General features: G+C 55.2%; 10 protein-coding genes. 1 reads left to right on the plus strand and 9 read right to left on the minus strand.

Features of this window, described 5'->3' with window-relative positions; genetic code table 11:
* Window positions 1-257 precede the first annotated feature (257 nt).
* Genes V2154_RS07580 through V2154_RS07595 form a run of 4 tightly spaced genes read right to left on the minus strand, consistent with a single transcriptional unit; the run spans window position 258 to window position 5,633 of the window.
* Window positions 258-1,265, minus strand: coding sequence for a magnesium and cobalt transport protein CorA (locus V2154_RS07580; RefSeq protein ID WP_353501703.1), 1,008 nt, complete (start codon window positions 1,263-1,265; stop codon window positions 258-260).
* A complete protein-coding gene (locus tag V2154_RS07585; protein ID WP_353501704.1) occupies window positions 1,262-2,833 on the minus strand; it encodes an efflux transporter outer membrane subunit in 1,572 nt (523 codons plus the stop codon). The genes V2154_RS07580 and V2154_RS07585 overlap by 4 nt, the downstream gene beginning before the upstream one ends.
* Window positions 2,834-2,838: 5 nt before the next feature.
* On the minus strand, window positions 2,839-4,407 hold the full coding sequence (locus tag V2154_RS07590; protein WP_353501705.1) for a DHA2 family efflux MFS transporter permease subunit: 1,569 nt from the start codon (window positions 4,405-4,407) through the stop codon (window positions 2,839-2,841).
* Window positions 4,404-5,633, minus strand: coding sequence for an HlyD family secretion protein (locus tag V2154_RS07595; RefSeq protein ID WP_353501706.1), 1,230 nt, complete (start codon window positions 5,631-5,633; stop codon window positions 4,404-4,406). Before V2154_RS07595 ends, V2154_RS07590 begins: the two co-directional genes overlap by 4 nt.
* 280 nt (window positions 5,634-5,913) lie before the next feature.
* On the opposite strand from V2154_RS07595, the gene V2154_RS07600 reads away from it, so the two are divergent.
* Complete coding sequence (locus V2154_RS07600) at window positions 5,914-6,834, plus strand: cation diffusion facilitator family transporter (protein WP_353501707.1); 921 nt, start codon at window positions 5,914-5,916, stop codon at window positions 6,832-6,834.
* Window positions 6,835-6,891: 57 nt separating this feature from the next.
* On the opposite strand, the gene V2154_RS07605 is transcribed toward V2154_RS07600, so the two are convergent.
* The 5 genes from V2154_RS07605 to V2154_RS07625 form a co-directional block, all read right to left on the minus strand.
* The gene (locus tag V2154_RS07605) at window positions 6,892-7,059 is read right to left on the minus strand and encodes a DUF2474 domain-containing protein (RefSeq protein WP_236942643.1); all 168 of its coding nucleotides are present in this window, start codon (window positions 7,057-7,059) and stop codon (window positions 6,892-6,894) included.
* Window positions 7,060-7,067: 8 nt separating this feature from the next.
* Complete coding sequence (gene cydB / locus V2154_RS07610) at window positions 7,068-8,075, minus strand: cytochrome d ubiquinol oxidase subunit II (RefSeq protein ID WP_353501708.1); 1,008 nt, start codon at window positions 8,073-8,075, stop codon at window positions 7,068-7,070.
* Complete coding sequence (locus V2154_RS07615; protein WP_353501709.1) at window positions 8,065-9,501, minus strand: cytochrome ubiquinol oxidase subunit I; 1,437 nt, start codon at window positions 9,499-9,501, stop codon at window positions 8,065-8,067. Before V2154_RS07615 ends, cydB begins: the two co-directional genes overlap by 11 nt.
* Window positions 9,502-9,794: 293 nt before the next feature.
* Window positions 9,795-10,115, minus strand: coding sequence for a helix-turn-helix domain-containing protein (locus V2154_RS07620; protein WP_353501710.1), 321 nt, complete (start codon window positions 10,113-10,115; stop codon window positions 9,795-9,797).
* Between the two features lie 415 nt (window positions 10,116-10,530).
* Window positions 10,531-11,475 (minus strand): LysR substrate-binding domain-containing protein, encoded by a 945-nt coding sequence (locus V2154_RS07625; RefSeq protein ID WP_353501711.1) that lies wholly within the window; start codon window positions 11,473-11,475, stop codon window positions 10,531-10,533.
* Between the last annotated feature and the right edge of the window lie 207 nt (window positions 11,476-11,682).

Genomic DNA, 11,682 nt, shown 5'->3' on the forward strand with positions numbered 1-11,682 from the left:
CAAAAATGGCGCTGAGCGAATGGTTCGAGACCAAAGGCTCGAAGCCTGAAGCGAAGGCACCGCCTAAGCGGCGACATTTTGCGGTGAGGAACAGGTGTACCTGAAACACGTCCGCCCAACGAGCGAAGCGCGCAGTAAAGAGCCGGGGATTCTCAAGGGGTGCGGCGATAGGCGCCCCTTGAGGCCGGTGTGGCGGCAGCGCACGGTTTGGACCTTAAGGCCAGTTTGGGTGGCAACCCAATGTTTTAAAGCTGCCCTTAAAGCCAGCCCGCTTTCTTCAACCGCCAGTAAAGCAACCCACATCCCACCACGGTTATTCCCAGCGTCAGCGGATACCCCCACCAGTCTTCCAGTTCGGGCATGTTTTTGAAGTTCATGCCGTACAGGCTAAAGACCACGGTGGGAATGGCGAGGATCGCACCCCAGCCAGCGAGGCGTTGGACCACTTCGTTTTGATGCACGGACACCAGTGCGAGGTTGACGTGCATGGCGTTGGCCAGCATCTCGCGCATGTCGTCGGTGACGGTGATCACCTGATGGGCGTGGTCCTGCACGTCACGGATATAGGCGCGCAGGCCCTTAGGGATCAGATCTTCGAAATGGTGGCTGAGCTGATTACAAATATCTTCGGCAGGGACGGCGGCGTTGCGCAGCGAGAGCAGCTCGCGGCGCAGTTTATACACGTCCTGCACTGCGTTCTGGTCAAAGTCCGACTTAAACATCTTCTGCTCAATGTGGTCGAACTGCTTGGTGTACTCGCTGACAATCGCCAAATAGTTATCCACCACCATGTCGAGCACGCAGTACAGCGCGTAGCCTGGGCCTTTGGCCAGCATGTCCGGGCACTCTTCGGCGTGGGCGCGGATCTGCTTATAGCTCGACGACGCGCCGTGGCGCACGGTGATCAAAAAGTTTTTGCCCAGAAACAGGTGCGTTTCGCCATATTCAATCTTGCCATCGACCAACTGGGCGGTGTGAATGACGATAAACAGCGACTCGCCGTACTGCTCGATTTTCGGGCGCTGATGGGCGGTGAGGGCATCTTCAATGGCCAAATCGTGCAGGCCGAACTCCTCCTGAATGGTGCGCATCAGGCTGTCTTCGGGCTGCCACAAGCCCAGCCAGACGAAGGTGTCCGGCTCTTTCAGCACCTCGCTGATATCTTCGGTGGTCACATCTTGCAGCCGCTTACCTTCACGATAAGCCACGCTGTTAACGACGGAATCACAACTCGGCTTCTTCTCTTCTTTGGTGATGGCATTCATTTCGCTGCTTCCTCAGACGTGGTCTGGACGCGTACATCGGTGGTTTCGGCCGGGCCGAAAACGGTGTAGGTCGGGAGTTTCACATTCTGATACGGCTCCCAGCCGCCGCCAAGGGCTTTATATAAAGAGACTAAGTCGGTACTGGTCTGCACGCGCGCGGCGGCAGACTGCTGCTTAGCCTGCGCCAGTTGGCGTTGGGCGTCGAGCACGTTGATGAAGGAGGATAGCCCTTTGCTGTAGCTGTCGGTCGCCAGTTCGAATGAGGTTTGCAGCGCCTCGGTGGTTTGATCCAGCCCGGTGACCCGGTCCTGATCGGTGCGATAGTTGACCAGCGCGTTGTCGACATCTTGCAGCGCGGTGAGCACCGTCTGGCGATAGTTCAGCGCGGCGTTAGCCTGCTGCGCACGCGACAAGTGCACACTGGAAACCAGACGGCCGCCCTGGAAAATAGGCAGGGTGACGGACGGGCCGAAGGAGTAGAAGTTGCTACTCCAGTTGTCCAGATAGCTGGCGTCGCTGTTACGCATGCCGAACTGGCCGGTCAGGGAGATGCTTGGGAACATCTGGGCGACGGACACGCCGATGTTGGCCGTCGCGGCGTGCAGGTCGGCCTCGGCTTTACGCACGTCCGGGCGGCGACGCGCCAGCTGTGACGGCACGCCCACCGGCACGGCGGCGGGCAGGGCGGGCATAGGTTTCACATTGGTCAGCTCGCCGTCGAGGGTGCCCGGCGCCTGTCCAAGCAGCACAGCCAGCCCGTTCATCGCCTGACGCTCCTGTGCCTGATATTGCGGCAGCTGGGCGCGCAGCGAGCCAAGTTGGGCGCGGGCGTTTTCCACATCCAGCTGTGGCGCAAGGCCGTTCTTCTGCTGGCTCTGGGTCAGTTCTAAGGTTTGCTGGGCGACGTCTATCTGGGTTTGAATCGCCGCCGTGATGCTCTGCGCGCCGCGCAGCTGTAGGTAGGCGCGAGCCACTTCGGCTTGCAGAGAGACTAATGCGTCATTGCGCTGCTCGATAGAAGACTGTTTCTGCGCATTGGCGGCTTCCACCTGCCGACGGGTGCCGCCGAACAAGTCCAGCTCCCAACTGGCATCAAAGCTGCCTTGGTATAGGTTCACTGGGCCGGTAGCGGCGTCGATGGCGCTGGACGCCTCAGGGCTGAGATTCTGCGCCTGATCGGCAAGTCCAGAAGACTCGAGCTCACCCTTCAACCCAAGCTGCTGGCGAGTAAATTTGGTGTTGGCCTGCACCGACGGCATCCACGCGCCGCGCGCCTGCGTCACCTGCTCGCGGGCGCCGGCGATGCGCAGCACCGCCTGCTGGAGGGAAATATTCCCGGCAATGGCGCGGTCAATCAGGCTATCAAGCTGCGGATCTTTGAAGGCTTTCCACCACACCGGATTTGGCTCCGAAGGCAAGGCGATAGAGGCTCCCTCTTTGGCCTGCGGGCGGCTCATGTCGTTGTAAGCCGCAGGGGTTTTAGGCTTAGGCTGCTGGTAGTCCGGCCCGACAGAACAGCCAGTCAGAGCCAAAGCCAGCGCGGAAAGCGTAAATGTCAGAGTTTTCATTTTTATCAGTGTGCTCCGGCATTGCCTTCGCTCTTAACTGGCGAAAGCAGAAAACAGAAGGGGATCAAAATAGCGGCAACAATGGCGCAATAGCTGAACACGTCGATGTAAGCCAGAATGCGCGACTGGGAAATCATCTCCTGATACATGCGCGCGCTGGCGAGCTGCATCGGGTCGCCAACCACGTGAGCGAAGTCGCGAATGGCGGCGGCACTGCGGCTCACGGCCTGATTGAACTGCTCATTCAGCGGCGTCATGTTATGCACCATATGGGCGCTGTGCGCCTGAGTTCGCTCGGTCACGCCCGCGGTCGCCAGTGAAATACCAATCGACCCTGCCACGTTACGGAACATGGTGAACAGCGCCGAGGCGTCGGCGTTCAGGCGCTGCGGTATGGTCACAAAGGCGATGGTGGTCAGCGGCACAAACAGGAAACCGAGGCCGAGAGACTGGGCGCTGCGGTACATCACCAGCGTTTCGAAATCGACGTTTGGCGTCAGGCTGCCGGAATAGAGGAAGGAAGCTCCCAGCAGGAAGAAGCCAAAGGCGATGATGTAGCGCGTCTGCACAATCGGCATCAGCTTCAGTACCAGCGGGATCGACAGTACAATCAGAATCGCCCCCGGCGACATCACCAGCCCGGATAAGGTCGCGGTATAGCCCAACTGCTGCTGGGCCAGCTGAGGAATCACCACCGAGCTGCCATAAAGAATCATCGCCATCCCGGCCATCAGCAGGCTGGAGACGGCAAAGTTGCGATCTTTCAGGCAGCGCAGGTTAACCACCGGCTTCTTGGCGTAGAGCAGCCAGTAGATTGCGCCGACAATGCCAATTGCCGCCAGAACCGCAAAGGTGACGATAAAGGCCGAGTTGAACCAGTTGTCGTCCTCGCCTCGGTCCATCATTACCTGCAAACAGCCCAGCCCAAGGGCAATCAGCCCGATACCGATATAGTCGATACTCAACTTGCCTTTGGCTTTGCGCTCCCACGGCGGGTCTTCCAACAGCTGGTAAATAGCCAGCAGGGCGATGATCCCCACCGGAATGTTGATGAAGAAAATCCAGCGCCAGCTGACGTTATCGGTGATATAGCCACCTAGCGTTGGGCCGACTACCGGGGCCACGATAATGGCGATGGATGACAGGCCAAAAGCTTTGCCGCGATCTTTCGGCGCGAAGTAGTCGAGCAGCACGGATTGCTGAATCGGCTGGAGGCCGCCGCCAAAGAAGCCCTGCAAAATGCGGAACAGGATCATCTGCCACAGCTCGGTGGCGATGCCGCACAGGAAGGAGCAGACGGTGAACATCGCGATACAGATCAGGAAATAGTTTTTGCGCCCCAACACCCGGCTAAGGAACGCCGAGATTGGCAGCACGATGCCGTTCGCCACCAGATACGAGGTGAGCACCCAGGTGGACTCGTCGTAACTGGAGGAGAGGGAGCCGGCGACGTGGGGCAGTGCCACGTTGACAATCGTGGTGTCCAGAATTTCCATGAACACCGCGATGGTCACGACGGCGGCAACCGCCCACGGGTTACTGGAGGGTCTCCAGCCGCTGCGATCGTCACTCATTCCACAGTTACCGTTGGGTCAACTGACAGGCCAAGTGGCAATGGCTGTTTTGGATCTAAACCACTGTCGATGACGATTTTCACCGGCACGCGCTGGACAATTTTCACATAGTTGCCGGTGGCGTTTTCCGCCGGGAAGGCCGAGAAGCGCGAGCCGGTGCCTTGCTGCACGCTGTCTACGTGGCCGTGCAGTTCGATATCCGGATAGGCATCAATCTTGATAACCACTTTGTTGCCGGGGCGCATGCGCTCAAGCTGGGACTCTTTGAAGTTGGCGGCGATCCAGATATTTGGAGAAACAATCGAGAACAGCGAAGAACCGGCCTGAACCAGAGTGCCTAACTGCACATTACGCATGGTGACGTAACCGTCATAAGGCGCGCGCACGTCGGCGTAGGAGAGGTTGAGGTTGGCGGTTTCCAGCTGGGCTTTCGCCTGTTCGACCTGCTGTTGACGGGCTTCGACGTTGGTTTCGGCCTGACGTATTTGCAACTCAACCTGCGCCGCGACTTGCACCTGCGCCTTGGCATTTTCTAAATCAGCCTTAGCGGAGCGCAATTGCGCACTGGCGGTATCAATGTTCTGTTGCGAGGTGGCTCTTGGGTCGACGCCGCGCTGACGACGGAAGTCGGCGGTGGCATTGAGCAAGTTGGCTTCGGCGCGGGCCTGCTGCGCCTGAGCCTGCGCCAGCTGGGCCGGATACTGCACTTTGGACAAGTCATATTGCACCTGAGCCTGATGCAGTTGCGAGACGGCAACGCCCAACTGGGCCTGTGCCTGATCGCGCTGCGCCGTGGCGTCTCGTGGGTCAATCTGCACTAACAGCTGGCCTTTTTTCACCAACTGGTTGTCTTTGACCGCCAGATTGGTCACGTAACCGGAGATTTTTGGGGCGATTGTGACAGCGTCACCTTCGGTAAAAGCGTCATCGGTGTTGATTTGGTCCTTGGTCATGAACCACCACACCAGCGCCACAATCACCATGATGATCACCACCAGGCCGAGAATAATTAGCGGCTTTTTGCCCGGGCCTTTGCGCTTTTCGCCTTCTTCATCTTCGCCCTTATCTTCTTCATCTGACGACTTTTTATCCTGCTTTTTACCCTCGTCGGAAGAGGGTGAGCGGTAACCTTCGCCTGATTTAACTTGGCTGGAGTCGAGTTCGTTGGAGGTGTCTGGAGACGATGATTCGTCAGGACGGTTGGCGTCATTTTTATTCGTTGTCATAATACTCATCTGGTTATCGGCGCTAGGCCGAACGTTAAATGAAACAATTCTCGTTTTACCCTAGATTGTATTGATGTAAAAGCAAGTAAATAACCGTCAACTTACCTATGTTAGAGCACGAAGATCCACACTATAGGTATGCTCCGAAAAAGCGCGTGAAGATGTATAATGCGTGGCTTGGCTTTAATTTTATCTGTGCGTATTTTCACTTTATGGAATCGCCGTATCAGGAACAGCGCGTGACTAATTCTTCCTATTTAATGAACTTGCGGGGCGCTCAATGAGCCGTCCAATCCCTTACCGTGGCCTAACGCGCGTGGCCTCGCTGATCTCCGTGTGCGTCGCACTGGTGCTGGTGTTTATCAAAGTGTGGGCGTGGGCCGCCACCGGCTCGATTGCCCTGTTAACCTCGGCGGCGGATGGCTTAGTTGACGTGTTGGCCTCGCTGGTGACGCTGATTGGCGTGCGCTACGCCGGGCGACCGGCGGACAAAGGCCATCGCTACGGCCATGGCAAAGCCGAGGCGGTTGCCGCCTTCGTGCAGGCTCTGCTGCTCGGCGCGGCGGGTCTGGTGCTCGGCGGTGAGTCTATCGGCCGCATCATTAATCCACTGCCGCTGGCACAGCTGGGGCTGGGTATTTGGGTGATTATCGGCAGCTGCTGCGCGGCCGTCGGGCTGGTATTGATGCAAACCTACGTGGTGAAGCGTACTGGCTCCACCGCCATCGCCGCCGACCGCGCGCACTACGTCACCGACGTGGCGGTTAACCTCGCGGTGCTGATTGCCTTAGTGCTCGAAAGGCACCTTGGCTGGACGCGTTCTGACTCCATCGGCGCGCTGCTTATCTCTTTCTATATGATTTGGAATGCGCGCGGCATGGCCGGGGACGCGCTGAAACAGCTGCTGGACCGCGAGTTAGATATTGAAGACCGCAAGCGCGTGAAGGCCGCGGTGCTCAGCGTGGCGGGCGTGCGCGGGGTGCATGATATTCGCACCCGTAACGGCGGCGACCGGGTTTTCGTCGAGTTTCATGTGGAAGTGGATGGGTCGCTGTCCGTGGACGTCGGCCATGATATTGGCGACGCCGCGGAAATCGCCGTCAGCAAGTTGTTCACCGCCGCCGACGTCACCGCCCACCTCGAGCCCGAGGGCATTGATGACGATCGTCTGGACAACCTGTTGAATAATATTACTAAGTGATTTGAAGTCCGGCGGGGTTAGCTCCTTCTCCTCTGAGAGGAGAAGGAGCAAATGCGACTAATGACTCCTCATCCCCGCCGCTGTCATCAGCAACCTAAACACCGACGCCACGGCAAACAGGGCTAACACGCTGCCTAGCCAGATAATTGCCAGCCAGCCTACGCGCTTCCACCAAGGCTGACGGATAACCTTCTCATCATCCATTTCTCTGATCAGTTTCTTCATATTTCACCTCAATGATAACCCTGATCCGGGGTGACTTTGCCGCGGAACACGTAGTAGCTCCAGAAGGTGTAAACCAAAATTATCGGGATGATCACCAGCGCGCCAACCAGCATAAAGCCAAGGCTTTGCGGCGGGGCGGCGGCCTGCCAGAAGGTGATGGAGGGCGGTATGATGTTCGGCCAAATACTGATGCCTAAGCCACTGTAGCCAAGGAAAATCAGCGCCAACGTCAGCAAGAAAGGCGCATGGTGCGACTTACGGTTTACCGCGCGCAGCATCCAGATGGAGACCAGCACCACTAGCACCGGCACTGGCAAGAACCAGAGGATATTCGGCATGGTGAACCATCGGTCGGCAATCGCGCTGTGGGCGAGGGGCGTCCAAAGACTAATAATGGCGGTCACCAGCAGGAACACTAATAGCAGAGGTTTTGCGCGGCGCTGCATGTTTTCCTGCAACGGGCCTTCGGTTTTCATAATCAGCCAGGTACAGCCGAGCAGGGCGTAAGCCACCACGAGACCCACACCGCAGAACAGCGTAAAGGGGGAAAGCCAGTCCAGCGGGCCGCCCGCGTAGGCGCGATTCACCACCGGAATGCCGTTAATCACCGCCCCGAGCACTACGCCCTGACTGAAGGTGGCGAACAGCGAACCCCAGATAAAGGCTTTGTCCCAGATATGGCGCTTCTCCGCCGTGGCTTTGAAACGAAACTCAAAGGCCACGCCGCGAAAAATCAGGCCAAACAGCATCAAGGTTAGCGGAATAGCCAGTGCGTCCAAGATCACGGCGTAGGCCAGCGGGAAGGCACCAAACAGCGCCGCGCCGCCAAGCACCAGCCAGGTCTCATTGCCGTCCCACACCGGCGCGACGGTGTTCATCATTACGTCGCGTTCATGCTCCGCCTTAACCAGCGGGAAGAGGATGCCGATACCGAGATCAAATCCGTCCATGACCACGTACATCATCACGCCAAAGACGATGATTAAAAACCAGATTAGCGGAAGATCAATACCCATGGTGGTTACCCTTATTCTGGTCGTCGTTAGATTCCTGTGCAGCAGACAGCGGCCTTGCCGGAGTGCGATGCTGGCCTGGCCCGCCGTGGGTGGTTTCAGCACCTTCATGAGCCACAGGACCTTTGCGGATCAGGCGCATCATGTAGGCGTAGCCCACCCCAAACACCGAGCAATAAATCAGAATAAACAGCAGCAGGCTGATGCTCATCTGCATTGCGCCGTGGCCGGATACCGCATCTTTGGTGCGCAGCAGGCCATACACCACCCAAGGCTGGCGGCCAATTTCCGTCGTGAACCAACCGGCAAGCAGCGCCAACAGGCCGGAAGGCCCCATCCACAAAGCAAAGCGCAGGAAGGCGCGCGAGCTATACAAGGTGCCGCGCTTGCGCAGCCACAGGCTCCAGACGCCCGCCAAAATCATCAGCAGGCCTAGCCCAACCATGATGCGGAAGGAGAAGAAGATGATGCTGGAATTTGGCCGGTCCTCTTTGGCGAAGGATTTGAGCGCCGGGATCTGCTTATCCAGACTGTGGGTCAGAATCAGACTGCCGAGCCACGGGATCTCAATGGCGTAGCGCGTCTCTTCGCGGTTCATGTCGGGATAGCCAATCAGCACCAGCGGCGACGGCTTGCTGTCTTTATTCTCCCAATGGCCTTCAATCGCGGCAATTTTCGCGGGCTGATACTTGAGGGTGTTCAGGCCGTGGGCATCGCCGAGGAAAGCTTGAATCGGTGCCACGATCAGGGCCATCCACATCGCCATCGACAACATGGTGCGCATCGCCGGGGTATCGCGCCCGCGCAGCAGGTGCCAGGCCGCAGAGGCGCCGACAAAGAAGGCGGAGGAGAGGAAGGCGGCGGTGGTCATGTGCAGCAGCCGGTACGGGAAGGAGGGGTTGAAAATGACTTTCAGCCAATCCACCGGTACCACCTGATTGTTGACGATTTCAAAGCCCTGCGGCGTCTGCATCCAACTGTTGGATGCCAGGATCCAGAAGGTGGACATCAGGGTGCCGAGCGCCACCATGCAGGTCGCAAAGAAGTGCAGGCCGGGGCCAACGCGGTTCCAGCCGAACAGCATCACGCCGAGGAAGCCAGCCTCGAGGAAAAAGGCGGTGAGCACTTCGTAGGTCAATAACGGGCCGGTGATGCTGCCCGCGAAGGAGGAGAAGAAGCTCCAGTTGGTGCCAAATTGGTACGCCATGACCAGCCCGGACACCACGCCCATGCCAAAATTCACGGCGAAAATTTTCGACCAGAAGTGATACAGGTCGCGATATTCCTCTTTCTTAGTTTTGAGCCACAGCCCTTCGAGCACGGCCAAGAAGCTGGCCAGACCGATGGTGATAGCGGGGAAAATGATATGAAACGATACGGTGAAAGCAAACTGGATACGGGCCAGTTCTAGCGCGTCTAGACCAAGCATAACAACCTCTTTTTTGCGTGGTAACCCTTTCAGCTTAGGCGTCATAAGCCATTTTGGCGCAACAACATTTGCAAATGAGGTTTCAGTGAAAGGGGCGGTACAACAGTAAAGCTTAGCGAGGAGGGGATTTAACCACAGGGCGGGTGAGATATAACAGTAACAGAAAAGTGAAATAGAGCTATAACAGTTCAGATTTACGCGTTGGCGTGAAAATCAAAACTCACTGCGTGAAAAAGCGATGACGTCAAGTTAGAAGCCGAAGCTCCTGCCTTCATCGCTTGGGTTAGCTCAGGTTATTTGGCTTTTTTCCGATTTTTGACAATCAGCGTGCCATCGGGGTGGAAATAGCGCGTTGGCCAAATTTCAGCTGGCGTCATACCCAGCGCATTGGCGATCAGCATCTCTCCCCGAGGCCAGCGGCGGCAAAGCGCGTTTGACAGGGTTGAAGAGCAGAGGCCGGATTGGCGGGATAGGGCAGCCAGAGTAGTCCCTCGTTTGTGCAGCTCGGCAATGATATCTGCCGGATGCCAATTCTGAAAACGATGGGAACCCGCTGTTACCTGAGATGTATTGCGAGGTGGAGCGATATCTTGAGTTTTTTTATTGGTCGTCATTTCGCATGATCCGTTGCAAAGTGATGATTACTAACACCCTAAGAGGTGCAAATCCCTTGGGTGATAGCCCAGACGGAGTTTGCACTACCGGCCACAACGGATCACCGGCCAGCCCGAAGGCTGCCCCGCCTGAGCCACCATAGAGACATTATTTATTACGTGAACGAGTAATAAGCAATAGGTGTGCAAAGGCTGACGTATAAATATTATATATACGTCAACGTTGTGATATTCAGGGTGCAAATCCCGGCTGCGGATTTTGCCGCAGCGCAAGAACTATACTCTAATCACTTAGTTGATACCAAGTGAGAAAGGGGCGTTTCATTTAGTTATCTAAGTAAAAATTCAAAACTCAATAGAATAGTCGTCTAAAAGAGGGGGAGGTCTGCCAAACGAGATTCTTCATACTTCAAGGCTACGCGCTAAAATGATGATTGATTTTTTCCACGATGATACCTAAAGCTTTATTTTGCAATGAGGTTTTATTGTGCACCATATAGATACTGATGGGCGATAAAGGAAATTCAGTGCTCAAGCTTTTTATATTAAACGCATGTTCGACTTTTATGAAAAGCCAGGTTGGCACAATAGCAATGGTGTCCGAGTTTTCAACGACGGATAGAATTGAAAAGAGTGAACTGCTGCGGAAAGAAAAGACTCTTTCGCCAATATTTTCATTGATACTTTGCTGAGCAAGTTTGATCGCCGGGCCGTCCGATTCAAAAATAGAAAATTGCTCTAATGCCGCCTGCTCTTTGTTGATTGAATGACGTAATCTTGGATGTTCTTTGCGGCAAATAAATGTTAGTTGTTCATTTAAAATAGGGTAGGTGACAGAAGAAGAACTGTAATGAGGGTCGCAGTCAAAGACTAAGTCTGCTTTACGATATTGCAATGCTTCGCTTGAGAGCATGACCGAACTGCCATTATCGGCATGAACCACTTTGGTATTGGGCATGATTTCTTTGACCAATTCCATCAATACGGGAAGTACGCGCATTGAGATATAAGGCGGGCAGCTAACAATTAATCTATTTCGCGCCGTGGAGTTCATATAAACCGAGACATTTCTGGTTAATGTCTCAAAACTTTCCTGTGTGGCCGAAAACAGATTCACCGCCGTGACGGTTGCTGAAAGGTTACTCCCTTCACGGACAAAGAGGGGGTCTGAAAAGTAACCGCGCAACTTATTTAATGACTGGCTGACAGCAGAAGGGCTGATATTCAACAATACTGAGGCTTTAGTGACGCTTTTCTGCGAGTAGATCGCGTGAAAAGTGGTAAGAAGGTTGTAGTCAAAGCTTTTATCCCTCTTTAAGTCATCTTTCTTAAAATCATCTTTTTGTATGTCAGGGTTCACAATTACCTCCCCGTAAATGTAAATAAACTTTGTTATATATAAATGCTACAAATGATTTAAGTTACAATCAGTTGGTGCATGAATGATTTTTGTATTGCGCCAAAAATACTAAGAAAATAAAGCTCAATAAGATAGAGGGCAACACTTTAATTTTTAATTGTTACTTTGTTAATAGTTTCAAATTCCTTTTGAAATAGTGGGATGGTT

The sequence above is a fragment of the Ewingella sp. CoE-038-23 genome, assembly GCF_040419245.1.
GTDB lineage: Bacteria > Pseudomonadota > Gammaproteobacteria > Enterobacterales > Enterobacteriaceae > Ewingella > Ewingella allii.